26 protein-coding genes are annotated in these 26805 nt (G+C 54.6%); 10 read left to right on the forward strand and 16 right to left on the reverse strand.

Translation table 11 applies throughout. The features are described 5' to 3' along the window. Positions 1-235 precede the first annotated feature (235 nt). From recA to ACZA91_RS08300, 6 genes are all read right to left on the reverse strand, one after another. Complete coding sequence (gene recA / locus ACZA91_RS08275; RefSeq protein WP_370567078.1) at positions 236-1282, reverse strand: recombinase RecA; 1047 nt, start codon at positions 1280-1282, stop codon at positions 236-238. 460 nt (positions 1283-1742) lie between these two features. Beyond that, positions 1743-3452 carry an urease subunit alpha gene (gene ureC / locus ACZA91_RS08280; RefSeq protein ID WP_463186002.1) on the reverse strand — a complete coding sequence of 570 codons (1710 nt, stop codon included), beginning with the start codon at positions 3450-3452 and terminating at the stop codon, positions 1743-1745. 77 nt (positions 3453-3529) lie between these two features. Then, positions 3530-3757, reverse strand: coding sequence for a ssr2422 family thylakoid membrane protein (locus ACZA91_RS08285; protein ID WP_190528191.1), 228 nt, complete (start codon positions 3755-3757; stop codon positions 3530-3532). A gap of 189 nt (positions 3758-3946) precedes the next feature. After that, complete coding sequence (locus ACZA91_RS08290; RefSeq protein ID WP_463186004.1) at positions 3947-4321, reverse strand: urease subunit beta; 375 nt, start codon at positions 4319-4321, stop codon at positions 3947-3949. A gap of 81 nt (positions 4322-4402) precedes the next feature. Continuing rightward, the gene (gene ureA, locus ACZA91_RS08295; RefSeq protein ID WP_099534820.1) at positions 4403-4705 is read right to left on the reverse strand and encodes an urease subunit gamma; all 303 of its coding nucleotides are present in this window, start codon (positions 4703-4705) and stop codon (positions 4403-4405) included. 110 nt (positions 4706-4815) lie between these two features. Then, positions 4816-5697 carry an urease accessory protein UreD gene (locus ACZA91_RS08300; RefSeq protein WP_463186006.1) on the reverse strand — a complete coding sequence of 294 codons (882 nt, stop codon included), beginning with the start codon at positions 5695-5697 and terminating at the stop codon, positions 4816-4818. Between the two features lie 380 nt (positions 5698-6077). On the opposite strand from ACZA91_RS08300, the gene ACZA91_RS08305 reads away from it, so the two are divergent. Beyond that, positions 6078-8837 (forward strand): pre-peptidase C-terminal domain-containing protein, encoded by a 2760-nt coding sequence (locus ACZA91_RS08305; RefSeq protein WP_463186008.1) that lies wholly within the window; start codon positions 6078-6080, stop codon positions 8835-8837. Positions 8838-9037: 200 nt separating this feature from the next. After that, positions 9038-9604: a Uma2 family endonuclease gene (locus ACZA91_RS08310; RefSeq protein WP_463186010.1), complete on the forward strand. Its 567-nt coding sequence runs from the start codon at positions 9038-9040 to the stop codon at positions 9602-9604. 14 nt (positions 9605-9618) lie between these two features. Here the strand turns inward: ACZA91_RS08310 and bchD are convergent, their stop codons facing one another. Beyond that, on the reverse strand, positions 9619-11664 hold the full coding sequence (gene bchD / locus ACZA91_RS08315; protein WP_463186011.1) for a magnesium chelatase ATPase subunit D: 2046 nt from the start codon (positions 11662-11664) through the stop codon (positions 9619-9621). Between the two features lie 341 nt (positions 11665-12005). Here bchD and ACZA91_RS08320 point away from each other — a divergent pair, with 341 nt between their 5' ends. Together ACZA91_RS08320 and ACZA91_RS08325 are read left to right on the forward strand one after the other, a co-directional pair. Continuing rightward, positions 12006-12464, forward strand: a complete 459-nt coding sequence (locus tag ACZA91_RS08320) for a DUF29 domain-containing protein (protein WP_463186013.1) — start codon at positions 12006-12008, stop codon at positions 12462-12464. 11 nt (positions 12465-12475) lie between these two features. Next, a complete protein-coding gene (locus tag ACZA91_RS08325; protein ID WP_463186014.1) occupies positions 12476-12982 on the forward strand; it encodes a DUF29 domain-containing protein in 507 nt (168 codons plus the stop codon). Positions 12983-13008: 26 nt separating this feature from the next. Here ACZA91_RS08325 and ACZA91_RS08330 read toward each other — a convergent pair whose 3' ends face one another. From ACZA91_RS08330 to rsfS, 3 genes are all read right to left on the reverse strand, one after another. Then, a complete protein-coding gene (locus ACZA91_RS08330; RefSeq protein ID WP_099533424.1) occupies positions 13009-13962 on the reverse strand; it encodes an asparaginase in 954 nt (317 codons plus the stop codon). A 205-nt stretch (positions 13963-14167) separates the two neighbouring features. Then, entirely contained in the window at positions 14168-14668 is a 501-nt protein-coding gene (locus ACZA91_RS08335) for a CGLD27 family protein (protein ID WP_463186015.1), read from the reverse strand. 72 nt (positions 14669-14740) lie between these two features. After that, complete coding sequence (gene rsfS, locus ACZA91_RS08340) at positions 14741-15130, reverse strand: ribosome silencing factor (protein ID WP_370567079.1); 390 nt, start codon at positions 15128-15130, stop codon at positions 14741-14743. 567 nt (positions 15131-15697) lie between these two features. Here rsfS and ACZA91_RS08345 point away from each other — a divergent pair. The 6 genes from ACZA91_RS08345 to ACZA91_RS08370 all read left to right on the forward strand — a co-directional run bounded on the left by ACZA91_RS08345 (position 15698) and on the right by ACZA91_RS08370 (position 22391). After that, positions 15698-16201, forward strand: a complete 504-nt coding sequence (locus tag ACZA91_RS08345; protein WP_099533428.1) for a DNA-processing protein DprA — start codon at positions 15698-15700, stop codon at positions 16199-16201. 38 nt (positions 16202-16239) lie between these two features. Beyond that, positions 16240-16653, forward strand: coding sequence for an MAPEG family protein (locus ACZA91_RS08350; protein ID WP_393012707.1), 414 nt, complete (start codon positions 16240-16242; stop codon positions 16651-16653). Between the two features lie 133 nt (positions 16654-16786). Beyond that, complete coding sequence (locus ACZA91_RS08355) at positions 16787-17278, forward strand: YajQ family cyclic di-GMP-binding protein (protein WP_099533429.1); 492 nt, start codon at positions 16787-16789, stop codon at positions 17276-17278. A 287-nt stretch (positions 17279-17565) separates the two neighbouring features. Next, complete coding sequence (locus ACZA91_RS08360; RefSeq protein ID WP_463186020.1) at positions 17566-18597, forward strand: helix-turn-helix domain-containing protein; 1032 nt, start codon at positions 17566-17568, stop codon at positions 18595-18597. A gap of 97 nt (positions 18598-18694) precedes the next feature. After that, entirely contained in the window at positions 18695-21184 is a 2490-nt protein-coding gene (locus ACZA91_RS08365; protein WP_463186022.1) for a TonB-dependent siderophore receptor, read from the forward strand. 49 nt (positions 21185-21233) lie between these two features. Next, a complete protein-coding gene (locus ACZA91_RS08370; RefSeq protein WP_190533603.1) occupies positions 21234-22391 on the forward strand; it encodes a PepSY-associated TM helix domain-containing protein in 1158 nt (385 codons plus the stop codon). 175 nt (positions 22392-22566) lie between these two features. Here ACZA91_RS08370 and ACZA91_RS08375 read toward each other — a convergent pair whose 3' ends face one another. The 6 genes from ACZA91_RS08375 to ACZA91_RS08400 all read right to left on the reverse strand — a co-directional run bounded on the left by ACZA91_RS08375 (position 22567) and on the right by ACZA91_RS08400 (position 26715). Continuing rightward, positions 22567-23313 (reverse strand): hypothetical protein, encoded by a 747-nt coding sequence (locus ACZA91_RS08375; protein ID WP_463186025.1) that lies wholly within the window; start codon positions 23311-23313, stop codon positions 22567-22569. Next, positions 23300-23797, reverse strand: coding sequence for a hypothetical protein (locus tag ACZA91_RS08380; RefSeq protein ID WP_463186027.1), 498 nt, complete (start codon positions 23795-23797; stop codon positions 23300-23302). Before ACZA91_RS08380 ends, ACZA91_RS08375 begins: the two co-directional genes overlap by 14 nt. 74 nt (positions 23798-23871) lie before the next feature. Then, positions 23872-24141: a hypothetical protein gene (locus tag ACZA91_RS08385; protein ID WP_463186029.1), complete on the reverse strand. Its 270-nt coding sequence runs from the start codon at positions 24139-24141 to the stop codon at positions 23872-23874. Positions 24142-24329: 188 nt separating this feature from the next. Further along, positions 24330-24620, reverse strand: a complete 291-nt coding sequence (locus ACZA91_RS08390; RefSeq protein WP_463186032.1) for an addiction module antidote protein — start codon at positions 24618-24620, stop codon at positions 24330-24332. A 9-nt stretch (positions 24621-24629) separates the two neighbouring features. Next, positions 24630-24920: a type II toxin-antitoxin system RelE/ParE family toxin gene (locus ACZA91_RS08395; protein ID WP_190353633.1), complete on the reverse strand. Its 291-nt coding sequence runs from the start codon at positions 24918-24920 to the stop codon at positions 24630-24632. Between the two features lie 97 nt (positions 24921-25017). Continuing rightward, entirely contained in the window at positions 25018-26715 is a 1698-nt protein-coding gene (locus ACZA91_RS08400; RefSeq protein ID WP_463186034.1) for a M14 family metallopeptidase, read from the reverse strand. Positions 26716-26805 lie beyond the last annotated feature (90 nt).

The raw sequence follows: 26805 nt of genomic DNA on the forward strand, positions 1-26805 counted from the left end.
TCAGGGATTCAATCCCCGGGATTTCGTTCCCCCAGGCCCTCAACCCAGCCGCTAGCCCAAAATGCAAAGCTGATCAAAAACAGCCACCTCCCCAACTGAATGAGGGAGCTGGCCGCTTAACTAATGATTGGGGTTACCGCTGTTTAGGGTTTGGTCTGGTCGGGTTTAACTCAGCTCAGCTTGTCGATTCCGCTCGATCGAGTGTCTCAAAATTTTGAGTGTTCCGAGATTTGTCCTAGAACGCTTCGCTCAGATCTGCTTCATCTAACTCGTCAGTGGATCCCCCAGTAATTGCCCCCGCTTCCTCCAGCTTTTGGCGCACGGCCAACTCCATTTCTGCCGCGATCGCCGGATTTTCCTTCAAATATTGAATAGCGTTGTCACGCCCTTGGCTGATGTTTTCGCCCTTGTAGCTATACCAAGCTCCCTTGCGCACCAAAATTCCGGTGGATTCAGCCAAGTCCACTAAGCAGCCGATCGAGGAGATGCCTTCGCCAAAGATGATGTCAAATTCTGCGATCCGGAACGGCGGCGCGACTTTGTTTTTGGCGACTTTGACCTTGGCCCGAATCCCAAACTCTTCGGTTCCCTTCTTCAGGGTTTGAATGCGGCGAATGTCCAAGCGCACCGACGCATAGAACTTGAGGGCATTTCCGCCCGTGGTGGTTTCCGGGCTGCCGTAGGTGACTCCAATTTTTTGGCGCAATTGGTTGAGGAAAATCACCGTACAGCCCGATTTACCGATGTTGCCGGTGATGCGCCGCAGGGCATGGCTCATGAGGCGGGCTTGGCTGCCCACTTGGGCCGCGCCCATTTCCCCTTCAATTTCCGATCGGGGAACCAAGGCGGCCACCGAGTCCACCACCACCAGGTCGATTGCGCCCGATCGCACCAGTTGATCCACCACTTCCAGCCCCATTTCCCCCGTGTCCGGTTGGGAAACCAGCAGATTATCAATATCCACCCCAAGGGCCTTGGCATAAACCGGATCCAAGGCGTGTTCTGCATCCACAAAGGCCGCAATACCGCCCGATCGCTGTACCTCCGCGATCGCATGGAGTGCTAGGGTCGTTTTTCCGGAGCTTTCAGGGCCATAAATTTCCACCACACGGCCCTTGGGAATGCCGCCGCCCAGGGCCAAATCCAAGGTCAAGGCCCCGCTGGGAATGGTTTCCACCCGCATTCGGGCCGCATCTCCCAGCCGGACGATCGCCCCTTTGCCAAAGCTGCGTTCAATCTGCTGAACCACCAGCCCCAGGGCTTTTTCCTTTTCCTTGCTAATTTCCTTGGTCGGCCCGTCTTTGGCGGCGCTCTCTTTGGCCGACTCCTTAGCCGCTTCCTTAGCGTCCTTGGATCCTTTAGCGCTGCTGGCGGATTCCTTGGCGGTGGCCGTCTTCGCCGTGGGGTCAGAATTTGCGGATGCGTTGGAAGCCATAGTCGCCTGGGGGTCAACGGTGATGGAAGATTTTCTGCCCGATCGCACCGTGGCCGGCTCCGGCAAGCCCTGATCGGCCGGGGTGCCTGCTAGGGGAGCGATCGAAGCGGCTTCTATTGTAGGAGGAACTGGAGTCGCAACGGAGGCAGCGGCCATCCCGAAAACCCTCAAGACGAAAGAGCTTCTCCAATTTAGCAAAAATCTGTACAAAAATCAAATAATCGCCCAATGGGGCCAGCAGGTTCAACCAAGCATCCCAAACTGGCCCCCCAGGCAAACGGCAATCCCTCAAGCGATCTGGAACAGGCTAGAACAGGAAATATCGCTGGGCCATGGGCAGCACCGCCGCCGGTTCGCAGGTCAGCAGTTGCCCATCGGCAAACACTTCATAGGTTTGCGGATCCACCTCGATCGCCGGTTGGGCATCGTTCAATTTCATATCGGATTTGCGGATCGATCGAATCCCCGACACGGCCACCACTTGCCGCTGGAGACCGAGTTTTTCGGGAACCCCAGCCTTCAGAGCCGCTTTAGAAACAAAAGTGAGGCTGGTGCTCTGGATTGCTTTGCCGAAGCTGGCGAACATCGGACGGCCATGCACCGGTTGCGGCGTGGGAATGCTGGCGTTGGCATCGCCCATTTGGGCCCAGGCGATCGCCCCACCCTTGATCACCAACTCCGGTTTCACGCCAAAAAACGCCGGTTTCCAGAGGCAGAGATCCGCCAGTTTGCCCGGTTCGATCGACCCCACATGGTTGGCAATGCCGTGGGCGATCGCCGGGTTGATCGTGTATTTGGCGATGTAGCGTTTGGCGCGGGTGTTGTCGTGGCGGGCGGGGTCTTGGGGCAGGGAGCCGCGCTGTACCTTCATTTTGTGGGCCGTTTGCCAGGTGCGGATGATGCTTTCGCCGATGCGGCCCATGGCTTGGGAATCCGACGACATCATGGCGATCGCCCCTAGGTCGTGCAGGATGTCTTCGGCGGCGATCGTTTCCCGGCGAATCCGTGACTCGGCGAAGGCCACGTCCTCGGGAATCGCCCGATCGAGGTGGTGGCAAACCATCAACATATCGAGGTGCTCCTCGATCGTGTTCACCGTGTAGGGGCGCGTTGGGTTGGTCGAAGAGGGCAGCACGTTGGGCAAACCGCAGACCTTGATGATGTCCGGAGCATGGCCGCCGCCCGCGCCCTCGGTGTGGAAGGTGTGGATCGTGCGTCCCTTGAAGGCGGCCACGGTCGCTTCCACAAAGCCCGCTTCATTCAGGGTGTCCGTGTGGATCGCTACTTGGATGTCGTACTCGTCGGCGACACTCAGGCAGGTGTCGATCGCGGCGGGCGTGGTTCCCCAGTCCTCATGCAGCTTCAGCCCGATCGCCCCGGCCTTCACCTGTTCCACCAGGCCCGCCGGTTGGCCACTATTGCCCTTGCCCAAAAAGCCCAAATTCATCGGAAAGGCTTCCGCCGCTTCCAGCATCCGCGCCATGTGCCAGGGGCCGGGGGTGCAGGTGGTGGCGTTGGTGCCGGCGGCGGGGCCCGTGCCGCCGCCAATCATCGTCGTGATCCCAGCGGCCAGAGCCGTTTCGATTTGTTGGGGACAGATGAAGTGGATGTGGGTGTCGATGCCGCCGGCCGTGACGATCGCCCCTTCGCCCGCAATGATTTCCGTGCCGGGGCCGATGATGATGTCCACGCCCGCTTGGGTGTAGGGGTTGCCGGCCTTCCCGATCGCCGCGATTTTGCCCTGCTTAATGCCAATGTCGGCTTTAATTACGCCCCACCAATCGAGGATCACGGCATTGGTAATCACCGTATCCATCGCCCCGTCGCTGTTAGTAATGGGCGATTGACCCATGCCATCCCGAATTGTTTTGCCGCCACCAAATTTCACTTCATCGCCATAAACCGTCAGGTCTTGTTCGATTTCAATCAGCAATTCGGTATCGGCCAATCGCAGGCGATCGCCCGTGGTGGGCCCATAGGTTTCAGCGTAGGTGCGGCGATCGATTCTGTAGGGCACGTCTTCTCTCCCAATGGGGTCCTTAGTTTAAAAACAAGGGTTCAATTAATCCGATCCATGGAGCATCATCAGCCAATCTATCGCCGAACGATCGAAGTAATCAAAATTGTCACCGTGGCGCTAGCAATTAACCCAAAGGCAAGCTGCACAACCCATTGTGTTGCTTTTTGATAAACCTCAAACCGTTCATCACTGCGATCGAGCCGTGCGTTCGTTTCTTCCAACCGAACATTTGTTTTTGTCAATTCATCAGAGAGTGCATCAAGCTTTTCAGCAATACCTTGCAAACTGGGTTCTGTTGACATATCAACCTCCTACAAATATTGTCAGCTAGGTCATCAGCAGCGCGGTCGTTTTGACTGCTTGATCGGGTTTAGTTAATGACAGGCTAGAAGTTTACGTTACAGGCTCTAGATCAGAATCAAGAACATCTGAGGCCCACCAACCCTCGATCAGTTAATACATCCAGCCCTGTAATCTGTCCCGATCTGACGTTATTTTCGGGATTTTTTCTCGGCTTTCTTCTCAGCTTTTTCCTTTGACTTCTTGCTGGGCTGATTGCCCTCCAGCGGCCCTTCTACCAGTGCATTAAACCCATAGATTTCCCGAGTTCCGGCAAAAGGAACCAGCGTCACCGTTTTCTCATCCCCCGGTTCAAAACGCACCGCCGTTCCTGAGGGAATATCCAAATGGGTTCCCCGAGCCGCCGCGCGATCAAACACAAGAGCTTCATTCACTTCAAAAAAATGGAAATGGGAGCCAACCTGAATTGGGCGATCGCCCCGGTTTTCCACCGTGATCGTCACGGGCGATCGGCCCACGTTCAATTCAATCTCGCCAGGTTCAACAATTAATTCACCGGGAATCATGGCATTTTTCCTTATCGCAAATGATGACAATCATCCTAGGAGCCGATTGCGAATCGATCCCTACCAAAGCCGCAACCGAAATTAACGAATGGGATCATGCACGGTCACCAATTTCGTGCCGTCGGGAAACGTCGCCTCCACCTGCACATCGTGGATCATCTCTGCTACCCCTTCCATCACCTCATCTCGGGTGAGCAGCGTTGTCCCCTCCGCCATCAGTTCCGCCACGGTTTTGCCGTCTCGCGCCCCTTCCAAAATGGCCGCCGTCAGATAGGCCACGGCTTCCGGATAGTTGAGCTTCAGTCCGCGATTTTTGCGGCGCTCGGCCAGCAGCGCGGCGGTGAAAATTAGCAGCTTGTCCTTTTCTTGGGGCGTGAGTTGCATAGGGCGATCGCGCAGGTCATCTTGCCAATACTCTGTTGTTGGTTGTACCGCGATTTGTCTAGCAGGCCACCGATTGATTGCGAAGATTTTGGGTTTCGGGGCGATCGCAGCTATAGCGGCCAAAACCGGGAGACGATCGCCCGGCGATCGCGCTGGTGGCGACGTACTAAATCCCACACCTGCCAAAACCAGCGCCGCGCCTCACTCACCGAATGGCCCCGATAGCGACAAAGCAGTCCCGTTTGCAGCCGCGTGATGCCGCAATCAACTCGATCGCCTGTGGGCAGGTGCGATCGCGCTTCCGTGATCAGCTCTTTCGGGACTTCTTGACCAATCCAAGCCAGCGTTCCGACGATCGGGCAGCCGACCAACCCGTGGGAACCGTCGCGGGTGGCCGGGTCGGTCGCGTCAATCCGCTGGGGATCGAGCCACACCAATCGATCGCCCTGCCACACTTCCAGACGCGATCGCCACTCACCGCAGCCGTAGCGCTCACCGCCGGCCGTGCGCCCCAGCCGCACAATCTCACTGCCCAGCCAACTGGCTCCGGTCGCCAGATCAATGCGCGATCGCTGCTCGTACAACGCGCCATCGAAAATAATCGTCTCCTGGGGCAACCATTCCAGGTGCGCCCCCTCACCCACCCGCACCCGCACCGACTGCTGGGCAAACCGCCCGGCTGGGTCAACCAGCGATCGCCCCCGACTGCCATAGATCTTGGCTGCCGAAACCGTTGTCACCAAGGCCGCCGTTGCCGGTTCCAAGTCCAACGTAATCGACAGGCGATCGCCCCCGACCATCCCCCCCGCCACATGCAACATGGCCGCGTGGCAAACCGCTGGCCCTTCGGGATAAAAGGGCCGCTGAAATTGCAGGGGCGATCGGGTTTTAGCCTGAACCTGAGTGCGATCGCCCGATCGGTCAAACCGCAACGCAAACGATCCATGCCAGGTGCGATCGGTCTCGGGCGTTGGCTGGGAAGCGACGGTCACGGCATTTTCTCTCCCGGTGAATCTTCAACCATCATCGGGCGGTTTTAACCGCCGTCAACGACTGAGAACTCTTGAGCAATTGGAAATTACTGGGTGATTGAGAACGCTCGATCGCTTTTCCGAGCTGAGAGAATTGCTGCCAACACTACTGACAATCAACACCCACGATAATTGGTTTATAAAATTTTCATAAAAAAGTATCAGTGATGGCATCATTTTCTCTTTAAGTTTAATTTTTCTAAAATCTCTTAAATACCTTACAAATTCTTTCTCTAAATTGACAAACTTTCTGCAAAGCAGCTAGCGTGACTTTCGAGGAAATTTCGTTCCTTGAAGCATACTTTTGTTAAAAACTTGACACATCAGGGATAAGTTAATCGATGGACTTTGATCTCACTCCTCAAAATGATGTCTTTACCATTGGATCAACCGTTCCCAATGGTGCTAGTGTTCGCGGATTGAATGGCAGTGATCGCATCTTTGGGGCAGCGCGTGCCGATGTGATCTATGGCAACAACGGTGGGGACTATATCCTCGGCAATGCTGGGGATGATGTGATTTATGGTGGGCGAGACTCCGACTTTCTAGCTGGTGGTCAGGGGGCCGATCGAATTTTTGGTCAGCGGGGTAATGATGTCTTATTGGGTGGAGCCGGAAATGATCTCCTCGAAGGTAATGAAGGGGATGACTTTCTCGCCGGAGATGTGGGTGTTGATACCCTAACTGGTGGTGATGGATCGGATGCATTTGTTTTATCAACCTTGCAAACTGCTACCAGCATTACCTCAGCCGATCTAATCACCGATTTCAATGCCGAAGCTGGCGACTTATTCGCTTTGACGGATGGCAACAACGACAACCTCTCCGAAGCCGATGTCAGGCTGGAAGCCAATGGCAGCGACACCATCATCCGCCTCGCATCCACCGGGGCCATCTTGGCTCGTGTGCAGGGAGTCGCTCCCACAGCATTGGCGGGGACATTTAGTACCCGAAAAGCCACGATCGATGACGTAGAGCCAGGTGCCAACAATCTGGGTAACCTCGGCGTAGCAGCCTCCACGAGCAACTTTGTTGGCGATGCAGACTATAACGACTACTTCCGGTTTACGGTCACCAACCCATCAGTCCTAGAAGCAAATCTCACAGGTCTTGCCAATGGCAGCGATATAGACATTGAGCTGTATCGAGATGCAGACGGAGACGGGGAATTGGGAATCGATGAAGTGATCGCCTCTTCCGCCCAGTCAGGAAATGCCGCAGAATCCATCAGCAACATGTTGCTGCAACCCGGAGACTATTTCCTAGCTGTTACTCAGTTTGAAGGCAGCAGCAACTACACCTTGAGTGTGGCGGGAACCGCTGGAACACCACAGGATCTGGCCGGTAGTAATGCAGCTTCTGCACGAGCATTGCCGACCAATGAGGATACTCAACTGAACGACTTTGTTGGCGGTAGTGACCAGAGCGACACTTACCGTCTGGCGGTGGATATTGGGTATTTGGACATCACCACTTCCAATCGCACGGGTGATGTGGATCTGCAACTATGGCGCGACAGCAACGGGAATGGGGAGCTGGATCCGTCGGAAGTCGTGGCCGAGGGCAAGAATGACATCCTGCTGGATGGGGGGCTGACACCCGGGGACTACTACGTGAGCGTGAAAGCAGCTAGTGCTGCCACACCGTACCAAATCACTGCTCTCAATGAGAGAGGCAATCGGGCGGAGATCGAGAACTTTGAGCCACTGCTCCCAGGTATTGACAATAGGGGGCGGCTTGATCAAAACGACTTCCCCGATCCTGGAGATCCGGATAACTATGCGGATGTCTATCAGTTGCCGGACTTGCTCAGCGGGCTAACGGTGGAGTTAACCCAATCGTCTACTGAGTTTGATGCTTATTTGACGGTGGTTGATGCCCTCACTGGGGAAGTGATTGCGGAGAATGATGATATTGACACCGAGGGCGGTAATTATGACGCTCGCGTGACGTTCACAACGGATGCCGCTCGCCAGTACTTGGTCTATGCCTCCAGTGTTGATGCTCCCGGTTTGGGAGCTTACAACATCACCGCTAGCGTCACCGGCACTCCAACCACAACCGTTCCGCGCATCAGTCGTACCGATGAAGAATTGCCACCGCCCGTCTACACCGGTAAAGGCGATACCGCAAGGGGTGAAGCGGCCGCCAAGGTCGTTAACCTGGAATACGCGCCCTTGACAGGCGGTGTGGTTGAAGCGCCCTATCGCATCAATGGCATCAACCAAACCAGTTTGGGCAACTGTGCGGCACTGGCTGCCATCACAGCAACCTTTGGCAAGATTGAAAATCCGGCGGCCGCGGCAACGGCTACTAGCGCAATTCTGAACAGCAATTTGCAGGTGACTGGAGCAAATACTTATAGCCTCAAGACCTATGACTACGTGACTGGCCAGGAGAAGGTTCAAAGTGTCAACAATCAAGTGATTGTCAAACCCGATTCGCAACGGTTGTTTTCCAATTTGCCTGCTCCAGGACTCTATGATCCAGAGCAAGCTAATGGTGTTGCAATTTGGGGATCAGTGGCGGAGCGTGCTTATGCAAAACAGCGCGGAATTGACGAGAACCGCGATGGATACACGGTGATTGGCAATGGCGACATTGGCTTTGTTCCCCTCCGTCGGTTCACCGGTAAGAGGACGGAATTCATTAATTTGAAGCCAGAACGGACAGAGGATCAGACGAAGTTTCAACCTTTCCTTGCAGTAGAAACTTCTAGCGAAACGGATGAGACGGGCAACATTGGTGTTAATGACTTTCAACCGTCAACTGACGCGCCCATTGGCAGGAACGAACTCTTCCAGAGAATTCAGGCAGCTCTCGATGGTGGGCGCTATGTAGTCGCCAGCAGCCCAGGTGATGCGACGCAGCGCTCTGGCGGTCTCATCCCCGGAGGTCATGCCTACAGTGTTCACAACGCCTATGTTGACCCGAGCACTCAGAACCAGATGATTATGGTTCGGAATCCTTGGGGGAAAGACAATAGCAAAAACGTGATCGCTCCTGAAGATCCCTACAAGGATCCTAGTGATGGCTTCATGACGCTGACCTTTGACAATTTCCTCACGTATTTTGTGGAGGTCGCAATGACGATCAATTAGTCAGTGAAGCGTAAATGTTATCCGTTTTGACGACGATCGATCATTACGATCAACGTTAATTCATAACTTCGCTTGAAGGATCAATCGCTCATCGAGTGATTGATCCTTTTCTCCTCAATGAGGGTGATCAAGAAATTTCGGCCGATGCTGCGTCATGATTGAGGGATCGACCTGACTCATCGAACGGTAACAATTCGATCATGGTTGTCACGATCGCCCCGGGTTTATCGCTTGCGGAATTTTTACAGCAGCCGGAGATTGATGACTCGCCGGCCTGGGAGTTTCACGATCAAGGGCCAATTCAAAAACCGATGCCGGGTGGAAAACATAGCCGTCTGCAAATTCGCTTAGGTGGGGCGATTAACGCTATTAATTCACCCTGGGAAGCGCTAACGGAGATGCGCTGCACCTTTGGCGATCGCTCGATCGTGCCTGACCTGATCGTTGTCCGCGAGACCGACGTGCCGATCGATCAGGCGGGTGAAATTTCGGACTTTGGCATGACGGCGGCTCCTAACTGGGCGATCGAAATCCTGTCGCCAGCCCAGGGTGAAACCCGCGTGGTGCGAAACCTGTTGCACTGTTTACGCCACGGGAGCCAGTTGGGCTGGTTGGTGATGCCGCGAGATCGGGTGGTGGTGGTGTTTTTGCCCGATGCGTTGCCGCTGGAGTTGTCGGGGAGCGATCGCCTGCCGGTGTTGCCGGACTTGCCCTTGGCACTCACCGTAGATGAGTTATTTAGCTGGCTCAAGCGCCGGGAACCGTAACCGGTTGATCGCCCTTATTTCAAATCGGCGATCGCTCCTCGGGCCATTTCGGCGATCGCTCGATCGGTGGCTTTCGGCAGGTGGTAATACTTGCCGCCCGCCGTTTCCGCTAGCTCCTTGGCGAAACCCGTCGAAACGAATTTGCTTTGGGTGTCGATCACCAGCAGCTTGATGTTCAGGGCGCGAATTTTGCCGGAAATGTCTAGCAGCTCTTGCTTCACATCCGGTTTCTCGTCCGGCTCCATCGGCTGGCCGAGCGATCGCGCCAGGGGCACATTTCCCCGACCGTCCGTAATCGCCACGATCACCACCTGACCCACATCCCCCGACTGACGGGCGTTGGTTCCCACGCGCACCGCCTGGGTCAAACCGTGGGCCAAGGGCGAGCCGCCACCACAGGGCATGGTTTCCAGCCGTCGCCGGGCCGCCGAGATTGATCGCGTGGGCGGCAACAGCACCTCCGCTTGCTCACCCCGGAAGGGAATCAGCGACACCTGATCACGGTTTTGGTAAGCCTCCGTCAGCAACCGCAACACCGCACCCTTAGCCGACTGCATCCGGTTCAGGGCCATCGACCCCGACGCATCCACCACAAACACCACCAAGGCCCCCGCCTTGCGGGCCAGGCGCTTGGCCCGCACGTCGCTTTCTTCGACGAACACGCGGCGGCCCGTTTGACCAGCGGCGGCGGCGCGGGTGCGGCGGGCTTTTTGGTAGGGCGCGGCCGATCGCAGGGTGGCATCCACGGCAATTCGGCGCACGGGGCCCCGGGGCAACACGGGCTTGATGTAACGCCCCCGATCGTCCGAGAAGATGATCGATCGGCTGCCGGAGCTACCGCCTGATCGCTGGGCCGTGGTTTGGGCAAACAGCAGCACCGACGGATCCATCACCACCCCTTCCGGGTCGAACACGAATTCCTCGGGGATGGCGGGCGGCTCGTCCGGTTGATCCTCGTCTTCGTTTTCGTCTTGATCTTCGTTTTCGTTGTCGGTTTCGTTGTCCTGTTCCTGCTCCGCTTCCGGCTGCTGTTGCGGCGGCGGGGGCGGCGGCGGCTGTTGCTCGTCCGGCGGCGTTTCAATCACCGTGGCCCGGGGCACAATCACCAATTCCACCGCCACCCGCAGGTCATCGGCATTCACCGCCGTCCGCCCATCGAGGGCCGCGTGGGCTTTGGCGACCCGCACCGCAAACAGTTCCGCCCGGTGGCCCTGCACCCGGCCGCGCACGGCTTCTTGCACCAAATATTCCACCTGCTCGCGGCTGATCGTGGCATCGCGCAACCATTCCCGCGCCAACAGGATTTGGGTTTTCAGACCGTCCAACTCTTCGGCGTATTGCCCCAGGAAATCTTGGGGCGATCGGGCATAGCCCACGGCGCGATCAACCACTTCCACCCGCTGATCCAAGCCCAACGCTCCATCGGCGGACAGGGCGATCGCAATTCGATCGAGCAAATGCTCCCGCAGCGGCCCCTCTTCCGGGTTGTAGGTGGCGATCAACAGGGCTTGGCAGGGGTGAGCAAAGCTGATCCCTTCACGCTCAATTTGGTTACGCCCTTCGCTCAGGGATCCCAGCAACAAATTGGCGATTTGGTCATCAAGCAAATTGATTTCATCGACATACATCACGCCCCGGTTCGCCTCCGCCAGCAAGCCGGGCTGAAACACCGTTTCGCCGCGCTTCACGGACTGGCCCACATCCACCGAACCCAGCAGCCGATCTTCGGTCACGCCCAGGGGAATTTGCACAAAGGGCGCGGGAATCACTTTCCGGGGCACTTCGCCGCTAAATTGCAAGCCGTCTTCCCAGCGATCGGGCGCGTCCGGGTCGCAATTGCTGAGGGAGCCGTCCACCACCTCGATCGGGGGCAGCAGGGCATGGATCGCCCGGGCCATGACCGATTTGGCCGTGCCGCGTCGCCCGGCGATCGCCACGCCCCCCAGGCCCGGATCGATCGCCGCCAACAGCAGGGCCATCTTGATCGACTCTTGGCCGATCACCGCCGTCAGCGGAAAGGCGATCGGGTCTCGGGTTTGGAGCGGCGCAGTAACGGACATGGCGGGCGAAAAAGGGAAATTCTTATGATTAGTCTTGATGCTTTTCAGGATATCAGCGCAACGGGACAGCCGGGCCACTTCGGGCGGTTGGGGCCGTAGTGGCGTGACAGTCCGAAAATTGCGGGTTCCGCCGGGAGCTTGGCTGTGACCAAATCATCAGGGAACAAGGGGCTTAAGCCCCTTGTTTAGCAGGGTGAAACGGTTTTTGGATAAAGATTTGGCGGGTTTGATGACCTTTCACGGACTGTGCCACCACGGTTCTGGATCTTGCACAATAGCAACAGCGACCCTGGGCAAAATTGCAGTTTCTCGATGGTCAAGGCGCTGAGGAGTTTGAGCCAATGACTTCCAAAACGATCGCCCCGATCACCTACGACAGCGACTATTACGGCTGGGTGCAACAACAGGCCGAACTGTTGCGATCGGGGCAGTTTGATCAATTGGATTTGGAGAATTTGTTAGAAGAGGTCGAAAGCTTGGGGCGATCGGAAAAGCGAGCCTTAACCAGTCAAATTATCCGGCTCTATTGGCATCTGCTGAAGTGGCAATACCAACCCCAGAAGCGATCGAACTCTTGGGCATTTTCCATTGAAGATGCGCGGGATGAAATCTTGGAATTACTCGACGAAAATCCCAGCTTTCGGCGTGATCTTGCGGATTGGATCGTCAAGAGCTATGAGCAGGCCCGCAAAAAAGCCGCCCGAGAAACGGGCTTACCAATCGATACGTTCCCGATCGAGCCACCGTTTACTTGGGAAATAGCGATGACCCTGCCGATCGAATATGTTGCTCGGGATTAGGATGCCACCGCATGGAAACACAGACGACTATCGAGTCGATCGCCCCGATCACCTACGACAGCGACTATTACGGCTGGGTGCAGCAACAGGCCGAACTGTTGCGATCGGGGCAGTTTGATCAATTGGATTTGGAGAATTTGTTAGAAGAGGTTGAAAGCTTGGGGCGATTGGAAAAGCGAGCCTTAGCCAGTCAAATTGCCCGGCTCTATCTGCATTTACTGAAATGGCGGTTTCAACCCGATCGCCGATCGAATTCTTGGGTGTTTAGCATTCGTTCCGCCCGCCGTGAAATTCAACAGTTACTCACCGACAATCCGAGTTTGAAACCCTGGCTCCCCGGTGCGATCGAGCAGGCCTATCCCCAAGCCCGCGAGCAAGCTTTTGTGGAAACAAAATTGCCCTTGAAGACGTTCCCGATCGAGCCGCCCTTTTCCTGGGAATTGGCGCTCACGATGTCGATCGAGTATACCGATCAAGATGCCGATCAAGATACGGATCAAGATCAGAAATTGAGTTGATTTTAGTCTGCTCAACCGATCGAAATCTAGGCGATTTTTAGCTCCCCGATCGCCTCCAACCGCTTAAAGGCATTGAGCTGCACATATTTTTCTTCCAGCGCTTCCGACACATCGGGCCCAATCCAGCCCAGTTGTTTCAGGATGTGGATCGCAGCGGCATATTTAGCCCGCTTGGCCCCGTCCGTCACCTTGATGGCAATGCCCAGCCGCTCACCCACGCGGCCCATACACTGCATCCCTTCGGCTCCCGCTTTGCTGACAATTTCGCCCCCCGTCAGCCGCATCAGATCTGTGTCAAAGCCACCATGGCCGGAAATCAGCTCCGGATAGCCGGTCATGGCCCGCACGATGCGTTCCAATTGCAGATTGTCGCCGGATGTGAGCTTGGCAAACAGGGTGGCCAACTCCTGAAGGGGCATCAGATAGGTGGGCGCGCCGCAATCGTCGCGGGCTACGACAAATTCTTGGGCAGGAATTCCGAGCAGCTCGCCAATGACACTGGAAACGGCTTGCTGGGCGGGGTGGGAATATTGCAGATAGTCCCCGATCGACCAATTGCCGTGACGACACATGGCCAACATCCCCGCATGTTTGCCAGAGCAGTTGTGTTGAAGTGCGCTGGATTTGCCTTGGGGAATCGGGCATTGGAGGGCGCTGGGTTCAATGCCGCAATGCCAAAGGATGTTGAACACTTGACGGGCTTGGGCAATGTCTCCCTGATGGGAACTGCACATAATCGCCAGGTCGCGATTGCTGAGACCAAAGTGATCCAAGGTTCCAGAGGCAACCACGGCCAGGGCCTGGAAGGGTTTCAGAGCCGATCGCGCAAAGCTGGAGATGCCGGAATCGCCCGCCAACATCAACAAGCGCCCCCGATCATCGCAGGCCACTGCTTGCACCATGTGGGTGGACTCCACCAACCCTTCCCGCAGCAAGCGAATTTCAATATCGGCCGCGCGCGTTAATTTGCCCCGAGTCATAAAAACTGGTTTGAAACTTGTTTAGTTAGACATTAATTCCGCCAAAAACTGCGATTGTTCATCGCAATTTAAGATCAGCTTCGGCAATCAGCCCATTTTTTCGGTGTTTTCCATTCTTCAACGGATCTTGCGCGGATCGGGGCCTTGCGATCGAACTCGCTCGATCGCGCCCACCGTTCCCCATCCAGGTTAACCGAACCGGCCCCTAGACCAGGCCCCAAACGGCTGCCCCCGCCAGCAAGGTTCCTGCCAGAATCAGCACCAACCGCCGGAGCCGATCGAGCGTGGGTTTCACCTCATAGGAAACCACTAGCCGATCTTGGGCCAACATTTCCGGAGCCTTTTCCCAAACTTGGCCGTCATACCAGCCGGATTCTTCATAGATAATTTTTTCGCTGAACAAGCGACGGCCCACATAGCTCCAGGCCGAATAGATCCGCGCCAACACCAGCACCACGGGCAACACCGCCCCGCCACCGGCCCCCAACAGAAAGTGGGCCAGGTCTTTCTTGAGGGGGAAGCTGGCGGCGGCCACGGGCCCCACCACCAACCAGCTCCAGACCCAAATCCACAGCAGCTTGATCACCAACCCTCGGCCCGGCAAGGTGGGCCAAGACAACAGCCAGGCCTCCTTCAACTCGGAAAACTCGTTGAGGGGTTGTTGTTCTTCGGGAACGGGGCAAACCGAACGGGGCGATCGCGTCATAAACAAGGGATGAATCAGCTCTGTTGCGCCGCTCAGGCATGGATGATCAGCAGGGGGATCGAATCGAGATCCCTAGCCAGCCGTGTTGGACGATTCGGTGGCGGGCAGGGGTCGAAACTCCAGCCGCCTGCTGTGGCCCCAAAAGGCTTCTAAGTTGTAGTATTCGCGCTCCGTGGGCATCATCACATGCACCACCACATCGCCGTAGTCATGCAAAACCCAGCCGCCATCACCATAGCCAGCGGTGTTTTGGGGCCGGCGATCGAACTCGGTTTTCAGCTTCATTTCGATCGCGTCGGCAATGGCGCGAATTTGGGCCCGCGAAAACCCGGTCACAATCAAGAAATAGTCCGCCAGGTAGGAAACCTCCGTCACCTCCAGCAGCGCAATGTCTTCCCCTTTGCGATCGTCCGCCGCGTTGGCCGCCGCGATCGCCACTTCATAGCTGGAACCACGCCCCAGTTGATAGACCGCCCCCTTGGCCACAGGCGGCGCAAACTCCACTACCGTCTCGTCGTCCCCTTCATCTTCAATGCCCTCAGCCGTCAACAGGGCCAGCTCTTGCGCGTTCAACTTCAAATCCGGATCACTCATCAAAATTACGTCGCCGCGATCGGCTGGCGAGGTGAGTTCTACACAATGGCGCAACACAATGGCACAAAACAGTGGCACAACGCAGGAACCCGAAACCAAAACGCTGATGAACGGTCGATCGATCAACCCAGCCTCCACCCCAAGCAAAACTTAAACGGTGGCAACAAACTGGGGCGATCGGGTCATGAAGATGAGAGCGCAGCCCTCCGGTTCACGGGTCACTGTTTTGAGTCACGCGCCATTGAACCTTCAGTCTAGCAAAAGCCGTTGTTCTGCGAATCGATCCCCTGAATTACCATCCCCAAAAGCATCCTTCCGCCAATCCTGGCCTGAATTTGCACCCGCCAGCTCACCTCATTTTTAAATTCTTGGGCCGCAACGCCAGCCTCCAAGTCTCTGTTAAAATGGCGGCGTTGTTATTGCCCCGTAGCACCCTTGAGTCCGTCTCTCGATCTTCCCAAGGTTGACGATTTTTTGCAGGAACTCGCTGCAATCCAGCAAACCGGCTCCAAGCGGATCGCCATCCTGGGTTCGCGCCACGTGCCGATTACGCATCAACAATTGATTGAAACCCTCAGCTATGCATTGGTGCTGGCCGGGAATCAAATTATTACTTCGGGTGCTACGGGAACCAACGCCGCCGCCATTCGCGGAGCCATGCGCGCCGATGCCAATTTGTTGACCGTGATTTTGCCCCAAAGTTTGGAGCGGCAACCGCGCGAATCTCGCGATCAATTGGAATCGGTGATTCATTTGGTTGAAAAACCAGAAAATGACCAGCTTTCTTTGGCGGAAGCCAGCTCCCTGTGCAACCACGAAATTATTTCCCGTTGCCAGCAGTTAATTTGCTTTGCCTTCCATGACAGTGTGACCCTGCTGCAAACCTGCCGGGAAGCTGAAGAACAGCGCCGGGTGGTCACGCTGTTCTATTTCGACTAGTTGATTCGACTTCCTGAAATTCGACTAGGTGAAAACGCATGATTTTGGGTTTTAGCATTCCCACTTTGCTGCTGGGTTCAGTTTTTGTGGCGAGCTTTTTGGTCTATTTCCCTTACTTGGCGGTGGCCTATGCCCGGTTCCAGGTCGGGATGGATTTGGGTGCGCCCCGGGCCATGTTCGATCGCCTGCCGGACTATGGTAAGCGAGCCACTTGGGCCCACCAAAACAGCATTGAAACCTTTGCTCCCTATGCCGCTGCGGCCCTGGCGGCCTATGCCACCGGGGTCAACACCCCTGCGGCCGGTTGGGCAGCGGTGGCCTTTGTGGGAGCGCGAGCGCTGTTTTCGGTGGCCTATTTGGCCAACATTCCTCCCCTGCGATCGCTGATGTTTGGCATTGGGCAAATTGCAATGATTTCGCTGTTTGTGCAAGCGCTCCAGCAAATTGCCTAGGGGGGCTGAATCCACGGCTGCATCAGTCACCATTGGCGAGTCTGGTTCATGGGAACTCGATCGCCCCTGGCTGAAGATTGATCACGAATTGGGCGATTCATTTTGTATTGGTTTGGATTGAAAAATTAGGGTTATGGCTGCGACGTTTTCCTTTGATGTGGTGAGTGAGTTCGATCGACAGGAGTTGGTCAACGCGATCGACCAATTGCAGCGAGATTTGAAATCCCGCTACGACCTGAAAGACACCAACACGATCGTTGAGCTGGGCGAAACCGATCTCACGATCGAAACCGCCAGCGAAATGACCCTTGAAGCCGTCACGGCCGTTTTGCGCGAGAAAGCCGCCAAACGAAAACTAGACCTGAAAATCTTTGACTTTGGCGACATTGAATCCGCGAGCGGCAACCGTGTTCGCCAAAAGGTGAAGTTGCAGAAGGGCATTCCCCAAGACATTGCCAAACAAATCAGCAAATTGATTCGCGATGAGTTCAAAAAAGCCCAAGCCCAAATTCAAGGCGACGCAGTGCGCGTTTCTGCCAAATCCAAAGACGATCTGCAACTGGTGATCCAGCGCCTGAAGCAGGAAGATCTGCCCGTGGCGCTGCAATTCACTAACTATCGTTAGTCCCACCGGCTCCCCGATCCAGGAGCCGGCCCTGGCAACCCAAAACATCTTCAAGCACTTTGCCGTTTTGGCAAGGTGCTTCATTTTGGCAATGGGATACTGCCGCATAACCACGGCCAGATGCAGCGCGATCGCCCCGGTGGAATGGCCGAACTCGATCGTTGTTGCAGCCGTTATGGGTTAGCAAATGTCCAGAGACCACGATGTTGCTGGCTTGCTCAAGGACAAATTCTAATGCAACAATTTCGCATTAATTAGAATCTGTCTTTTAAGCCAGCGCGATCGCCATGACCATCACCACTTCTGAACAAGCCGCCGTTGAGCTTTATCAAGAGACGGCTGCCCAAGCCCGACACCCAGACGCAACCGATCCGCACGATCGCCTATTGGTTTACCCCGCTTGGCTCTGGGACGGTTACATCCGAGAAGTGGAACTCCGGGAAGGCTTTGAAATCCAAGTCCATCACTACCGGCTGCGCGATCGCTGGGATGCGGCCTTGGCTGAGCGCGCCGAGTGGCTGTCGTTTCATTTCCACCTCTCCGGGCAGCACCAAGACAGTTACACCGAAGTCCACAATCTGGAATATGCCCTCTACGGCAGTGGCCTGGCTCCCAAAGATTGGATCATCGGCACAGACCGGAACCCGATCCTAGAAGTCCATATTTGGCTGTCGCCGCAGGTGTTTCAGTCCTTTGCGGGTCAAGACGGGGAACTCCCTCCGGCCTTGCGCCACCTTGTGCGGCCAGCCGACCAGCTCTACTACACCCGCGTGGGCAAAGTCTCCAGAGCCATGCAGCGGGTGCTGTGGCAAATCATTCGCTGTCCCTATCAGGGCATTACCAAGCGGATGTTTCTAGAGAGCAAGGCCCTGGAGGCGGTGATGCTCGTGCTGGCCGATGAGCTGAAAATTCAGCAGGAACAGCCATCAACCCATGGCCCAGCAGAGACTTGGGAAGGCGGTGCGGCGCTGGCAAACCTGAAGCCCGATGATATCGATCGCCTGCACCAGGCGCGATCGATCTTGCTGCAACACCTAGAGCAGCCCCCCTCATTGATGACTCTGGCGCAACAGGTGGGGCTGAACAGTCGGGCTTTAAAAGAAGGCTTTCGGCAGGTGTTTGGTCAGCCACCTTTTACCTATTTACATGACCATCGCCTAGAGCAAGCCAGACAGTTGCTCGAAACCAGTGAGCTAAAAGTGTCCGAAGTCGCGGCTGCTGTGGGCTTTGGCGATCGCAGCCACTTCGCCAAGCAGTTCAGAACCAAGTTCGGCATCAATCCCAAGCTCTATCAGGCCCAGCGCAAAAAGTTCTGCTAGCCCCCAAAAAAAGTACCGCGACTCACCAAAACGGCTTTGTTTTGCTGTGCGCCCTTGCTAGGCTCCTGAAAGTCTTTCTCAACTGCGGTGTGGGGTCATGGTGAATCGGTTGTCGGGTCTGGTTGTGGCGACTGTGCTGTCGGTGGCAGGGCCACAGGTCGCCTGGGCCGAGGACAACGCTCAAATTCCCCGAGTACAAGACCTAGGGCAGCCTGCCACCAGCCTCCAAGAGTGGCGGGCGCAAATTGAGCGCACCACCGTGCAAGTAACCGGCGTGCAACTGAACCGTACTGATACGGAACTTGAAATTGTCCTAGAAAGCGCCGAAGATCAGCCCCTGCAAATTGATGCGACTCAGTTCCGCACCGAGGGCAATAGCCTCGTTGCCGAGATTCCGAATGCCGTGCTGGCACTACCCGCAGGACAAGCTTTTGTGGCGGAGAACCCGATCGCCGACATCGCCACGGTGCAGGTGACGCAGCAAGGCAGCAACACCATCCGGGTCAGCGTCACCGGAACCAACGCCCTGCCCACCACCGAAGTGACCCTGACCACCGCCGGCCTGGCCTATAGCCTCAACCCTGCCGGGGAGGAGCCAGACGAGGAACTCGTGGTCACCGGAGCAGGGCAACGGGGCTATCGCGTGCCAAACTCCTCCGCCGCAACGCGAACAGATACGCCCTTACGCGATATTCCCCAATCGATCCAAATCATTCCCCAAGAACTGCTGCAAGACCAACGGGCTGATGTGACCAGCGCCTTGCTGAATGCGCCCAGTGTGCGGGTTGGCTCGCCGTCTAACTTTGACGCGGTGCGGGCCCAGGTTCGAGGATTTTTCACCTCGCCCACCGTCGATGGCATAGTCGCGCGGGACTTTAACGGGGTCTCTGCCAATATTGGCCCTGACCTCACGGGGATTGAGCAAATTGAAGTGCTTCAAGGGCCCAACTCCATTTTGTTTGGCTCATCCTCGCCGGGAGGAACGATCAACTTTGTCACCAAGCGTCCTTTGAGCGATCCCTATTACTTCGTGGAAGCAAGCGCGGGTAGCTTCGATTTTTACCGGGGCGAAGTCGATCTGTCTGGCTCCCTCGATCGCGACAAAAACATTCTTTATCGACTGAATTCTTCCTATCGCGACCAAGAGCTTTTCACGGATTCCAGCCGAACTAGAAACTTCGTGATTGCGCCGGTTCTGAGTTTTGCCTTGGGTGAAGACACCACACTCAGCGTTGAAGGCACTTACAAGCATTTGTCCCGTGATAACGCCACCCACGGATTGCCGATTGTGGGCACAATTTTGGATAACCCCCTGGGGAATGTGCCGCGCAGCCGCAACCTGACGGAAAGTGATGCTGAAGTTCGACAAACCCGAATTGGCTACAAGCTGGAGCATCAATTTAATGAAAATTGGTCATTAAATCATGCGTTTCGATATGGGTGGATGGAGTTTGACACCTTTGGCCGATTTCCGGGAGCGCTGGGTGCTGACAATCGAACTTTATCAACCAGCTTTTCTGACATTTCCGATCAGTATTTTGACTATCGGATGACTACAAATGTAGTGGGTAAGTTTGCGACCGGCTCCATTCAGCATCAATTATTATTTGGGGTTGATTTAGGGCGATCGGATATTGAGCTGAAGTTCACGGGGCTAGAAGGGCCGCCCATTGATTTGTTTGATCCCACCTTTGGGGCATCGCCTGGCGCGGTGACCTTTAGCAGTGAAGACAGCATTGTGACCGATGAGCTGGGGATTTTGCTGCAAGATCAAATCACCCTAGCAGATAACTTGAAGGTGCTGATCGGTGGTCGGTTTGACATGTTTAGACAGACTGGCGATTTCGGCAATCCCGATCTGGTTCAGACGGGCGAGGCATTTAGTCCTCGGCTAGGGATTGTCTATCAACCGATCGAACCGATTTCTCTGTATGCCAACTACAGTCGATCGTTTGAACCAACTATTGGTCGTTCTCGCGACGACAGTACTTTTGAGCCTACCCGAGGAACCCAGTTTGAAATTGGGGTGAAAGCCGATTTAAGCGATCGGCTTTCGGCAACTTTAGCGTGGTACAACATCACCCAAAAAAATGTGCTAACCACCGATCCCGTTGATGACAACTTCTCAGTGCAAACGGGAGAGCAGCGGAGTCGGGGTGTTGAACTCAGCGTGGCAGGGGAGATTTTGCCAGGGTGGAATATTTTTGCCAGCTATGCTTACAACGACGCAAGAATCACCGAGGACAATAACTCGGATCTGGTGAATAACCGTGTCCAACGCACTGCGCCCCATGCAGCAAGTTTGTGGACAACCTACGAAATTCAGGAAGGCGATTTTCAAGGGTTGGGATTTGGCGTGGGCTTGTTTTATGTGGGCGATCGCGCAGGTGACAACGCCAATACGTTTGAGTTGCCGAGCTACCTGACAACTGATGCCGCAATTTTTTATAAACGGAACGGATTCCGCGCGGCAATCAACATCAAAAACCTCTTTGATGTGGAGTACTTTGAAGGGTCTTTCAACCGCAACCGCATCTTTTATGGCGCACCGTTGACCGTGCAAGCCAGTTTTTCTTGGACGTTTTAACCCAGCGATCGGCGATCGCCCAGTATTCATCAGCCGGGGTAAGCATGAAATGGAATCACCACAAAAGCCTTTACCAAAATCACTCACTCGCCTGCTTTCTGCCAAACTCAGAACGATTTCTTTCTTCATTCATCGCTGGTTAGGTTTGGCGATCGGGATTTTGTTGTGCATTGCGGGTTTGACTGGCAGCGTTCTCGTTTTTTGGCACGAAATTGATCATTGGGTGCTGGTTCAGCGGCTGGGAACCGTTGTGCCTGCCGGGACAATAGTGCCCGTTGCTGCCATCATCGAATCGATCAAAACGGCCTATGGGAAAAAGCAATGGAACCTCAGCACGGTTGCGCCACCCCAATCAGCCCAGGAACCCTATCAAGCCTGGTTGGAAACCCCAGCGCATCACCATTGGCAGGTGTTTGTGCATCCCTACACGGGGCAAATTATGGGCGATCGGGAATGGGAAACCAGTTGGGTTGGCCTAATTTATGACCTCCATTACAAACTGCTGGCAGGGGAAACAGGAACCCTAATTATGGGCATTGTTGCGTTGCTGACGCTGATCTTGGGCCTCACTGGCATTGTGTTGTGGCCGGGCTGGCGCAACTTCATGGCTGGATTCAAAATCAAGTGGAAAAATGCCCATATCAAACGAACCAACTTTGATATTCATAAAGTTTCAGGCATTATTACTGCAATCTTTTTGGGCTTGATTGGGTTCACTGGATTTGCCTGGAATGTGCCTCAAGCCAAGGTGAATGAGGCGATTTATGCTGTTACTTTCACGCCCAAGCCAGCCCCGCCAGTTTCCAAGCCTATTCCAGGTCAGCAGCCTTTATCCATTGCTGAGTTGATCCAGCGAGCTGAAGCGGTGATTCCCGATGCGACGATGACCTATATCGTGCTCCCTAAAAAGCCGGAATCTCCATTGATTGTGAGCAAGCGGCAAACCCAAGAAAGCTCGCAATGGGGCAATACTAGAGTGGCGATCGATCAGTTTACCGGTGAGTTAATTCAACTGACTGATGGGCTGAAGCCGACTCGGGCGGAGGCGATTATGAGTCAATTTGATGCGGTTCACTTTGGGACTTTTGGCGGTCTGGCAACTCGAATTCTTTACGTTTTCGTTGGGTTGGCTCCCCTAGCGCTGTTAATCACAGGTTTCGTGATGTGGAAGCATCGGCGCAGGGTTCCCAAGCCGGGCCATTCCTAAATCGATTTTGGTCAACTTAGCTATCCAGTTCGCGGCCAGTAGGGTGGGCAATGCCCACCACTATCTAGCCAAAATAGTATCCATTTTTAAAATAATAATTTCCTCTCCCCGTAGGGTAATTGGATTGCTTTCACTATGGACTATAGGTGTAGGTGAGCATTGCCCACCCTGCTAGCTAGATGTCACGGAAACTAATCTCAGAATCTTGCAAAAAATCATCAACACTAAACGATGTCAGAATACACGCCTTATCGATTTGAATACTTTCATCCTCATTATTTTTAATGTGCCAGCTCCATATCCGACATCTTAAATCCTTGGGTGTTTTTACGAGAGCTACATGATTAAGTTGCGGATTAATTGGCTTATAAGAACAAATTTTACCATTGTAAAGCCTACCTGCTACATGAGAACAAGCCCTACAGTCTTGATTGCAGATGTTACATAAACTTGCATCAGCTACTATACAAGGGCTGAAATAAGAGCCACCTCCAAAAGCATTGCGGAAAAATTCTTCTAACCCATTTAAGCTAGAGAGAACTCGATCAACAACTTCACTTCGACAACATTGTGATGAAAATTGAAGTCGCTCTCGGCAGTCACAGAACTTAATCCAAACATTTTCTACAGTTGTATGATCTTCATGCCAGCTTCCATTCTTAGTTATTTGGCATAGCTGAACATACTCATGCAACCCCTTAAAAAGGACTAACAGAATAAGTAACTCATTATAGCTGTCCTCATTCACTGCAAGAGTACGCGACCTAAACGCAGGGCTATAGTCCTCTAAAAAGTCAATACAAAGTTGACCTGCTTCGTCATATTGCTTTTTTTTCATTAAGTCTAGCCATGATCCCACCAAGTCGGATGCATAATCTTTAAAGTCTCTTGTGATGGTCTTCAGAGAATCACCGTTCATCATTAATACCCTTAAGAATTTCTAGCAAGGTATCTGCATCACCGTCATATTTGATTTCTGTAGAGCGCTCTCCATTCATAAATTTAAGATTTACATGAACTTTTCTTTCTTCAGAATCGCTAAGTTTCGGGAACTCTCTCAGTTGATTTGCATCATCTATCTTTTTCTGAATTTTTTCCCCAACTAAGCGACCTACCACATTAATAAGCAAGGGTAATGCTGCATAGTTCAGAATCCAGACGATACCAAGCCATATATCTACTCCTCTACGCTCCGAAATCTTAGCGTTTAGTCCAAGATCATAGGAATTTGCACACTTAACGCCTTCTTCTTTAAGAAGTTTGCTCAAAGTGATGGATTCGTTTGAATCTGTGAACTGAGTAGTTTGTCCTTGATTCTCAATGTTTTCGGGAAGGCATAGTATTTGATACTGACTCGCAACATCAGGATCAACACCGAGTTTGCGTAAAAACTTAAAATCTTCCATATAGTTTGATTGGATTGCTTTCACTACGGGCTATAGGTGTAGGTGGGCAATGCCCACCCTACTGGCTAGTATAGCTACTCATTCTGTTTGAGGCTTTCGATAGCTGATACTACGTCCTGGAGAATTTCCCCAAACCCACTTAGTTGCTCATCAAATGCATCACCGTTAGCGGCGTAGAGTGAGTTTTGTCTCTCCATTTCCAACGCCTTTTTGGCTTGAATGACATCGGAAACAGAGATGTTGAACTCCTTTGCTAGGCGTGTTGCACTCTCCAAGAATGATCTCAAATCACCTGAAGAAATGAGACGGTAGTTCCGTGGTTCCTGCTCGAATAATGTGCCCATAGTAATCTCCTCTATCAATCAGTATCACACTGTCACTGGGGTTGAAGTTTAATACTTAGACCTTAACAACAGGATGACACCCTCATCTTTCGATCGTAGCTTCTGGCATCATCAGGATCTATCAATTCGGCAAGACGATCGCCCGTGGAACCCAGCCAGCCCGATCGCCCACCAGAACCAACGCAGTGTTAGGCAATGGGCACAACATGGAGACGTAACCCAAGCACCTGTAAAACTTTGAGAACCGTAGCAAACTCCGGATTACCTTCAAGTGACAAAGCTTTGTAGAGACTTTCACGTCCTAACCCTGTTTCACGAGCAATCTGGGTCATCCCTTTAGAACGGGCAATATCTCCCAACGCTGCCACGATTAGGCTTGGATCACCCTCTTCAAGAGCAGCTTCCAGATAAGCAGCAATATCTTCCTTGGTTTCCAAATGATCCGCTGCATCCCAAGAATGAGTTTGAACGATCGCCATAGAAACCTCCTATAGGTCTTGCGCCAAATCTAAGGCTGTTTTGATGTCTCGTTCCTGAGTACGCTTATCCCCTCCTGCCAAAAGGATAATCAAGGTTTCCCCTCGTTGGACGAAATACACTCGATAGCCTGGGCCGTAGTCGATCCGAAGTTCTGATACACCTTGCCCCACTGGCTTCACATCGCCCGGATTGCCCATCGATAACCGACGAATGCGAATATCGATGCGCGCTTTTGCTTGGCGATCGCGCAAAGTTTTAAACCATTGCGCATAAGTTTCCGTTTGGCGAATTTCAAACATACTGCTAACTGTATCCTGTGGGATACAGTTAATGGCCTTGTTGAGGACAAATCAACTGATCGCCACCCGAAAGCAACGCTTCTGAACTGATCAGGGTTTACGAACTCGGCAAGACGATCGCCCGTTGTACCTGACCCGCCCGATCGCCCCGCGCCGTTAGCTCCACCACCATTCCCGGTTCACCACGCACCAGCCAGACCACCCGCGATCGATCGTCCGTCGGATCCATGTGGTCGTAATAGGGCGTAGTCGGTTGGTGCGATCGCCCCGCCAGATGACCCAAGCTCACTTCCGGTTGACCGCTGATCAGCTCCGCACCCGGCGGTAGAGCGATCGCCGCGCGGCAGGGTTGCACCGCCCCCTTTTCAATCGCCTTTTGCGTGCCATTGGTCGGCAGCCATCCCGTGTTTTGCACCACCCATTCCACTTGGAACAGCCGATCGCCCAAGGATTGTGCCGTGGCCTTCACCGGTTCCAGACGCGGCGAAATCAGCAATTGCCACAGCAGCCAGCGGGGAAACCGTTCGATTTCCCGCTCCAGCAGGTGAGCCGGTGGGTTGCGCCAGGTGCAAATTTGGTTCCAGCCGCCCAGTTCCACCTTGCCCAGTTGCGGATGCTCCCAGGCGTACCAATCCACATAGCCGCGCCCGTCCAGCACCTCATCGTTCCACTTCAGCAGCGCCAAATCTTCCTCGATCGGGTGGTCGTCCAGCCATTCCAGCAGTTTGGGCGTTTTCACCCCCGCCGCCTGGGGCAAGTTCCACAGCTCCACCGTCCAGGCAAATAGCCCCCGCTCCTCATAGCACCAATCGTCAAAGGCTCCGGTCATCACGTTTTTCGGATGGTCGCAGTAGCCCTCAAACACACTGGTGGCGGGGTAGTCCGTCAGTTCTGTGCCCTTTTGCCCGATCGCCCGGTAATTCAGCCAGTCCGCTTGGGGCAGTTCCATATCAGTGGCGTGGCTGTAGGGACGCAACAGCAGGCCGCCAAAGGTGTGAAAGGCCACGGCGGCGTTCAGGTTGGGATGATGGGCAATGAAGTCCGCGATCGCCCGCGTTTCCGGCTCCGAAGTGGGATAGTTGCCCGCGCCGGTCTGTTCCGGTTCCGGTCGCCACTGCATCGGGAAATTACGGTTTAGATCCAACCCTTCGATCGGGCGGGGCGTGGCGATCGTCGCGCCATCGTAGCGATCGATCCGGCCCTCCGGCAGCAGTCGATAGTAAGTGCCGCCCGTTTCGATCGGGTCGCGCCGCACCAGCAACCGGGGATCGCGATCGGATACTTTCCAGGCCCCATTGGGATCAGGCACGCGCATCCAGAGAATTCGCCCGTCCCCATCGATATCTTCCATTTGCAGTTCGCTGGGGCTGCCCGCCAAGTGATCGCCTGGATAGGGTCGAGTGCTCGATCGCACAAATTTGGGGCGATCGGCCAGGGCCAGCTCCGCTCCGTCGGGATTCACGCGAGGGCAAATATAAAACGTCCGCGAATCCAGACAGCGGGTAACGTCCGGATCGCTGCCGTAGTGCTTTGTCAAAAAGTCGAGGAGATAGAGGCAGGCCGTGGAAGGCGCAAGTTCCGTGGCGTGGATATTGCCATCCACCCAGAGGGCTGGCTTGTGGCGATCGGGCCCCGTCTCGCTATTGGTGATGGTTAGTAACCAAATATCCCGGCCCTCGTAGCTGCGGCCAATCGATGCCAATTGGACAAGCTGCGGAAATGCGGCCGCGTAGCTCTGCAAAATCTCCGACAGTTCCGCATAGCGGTAGAGACGATCAAAAGAAACCTGACCCATGGGTGTTCTGTGTTCTTGGCCCAGCCCGACCAGAGGATGCATCGTGAATCACCATACCCGCCCATGCGGGGCTTGATCGGGATGCCGATT

Source organism: Limnothrix sp. CMB-01 (assembly GCF_055193175.1).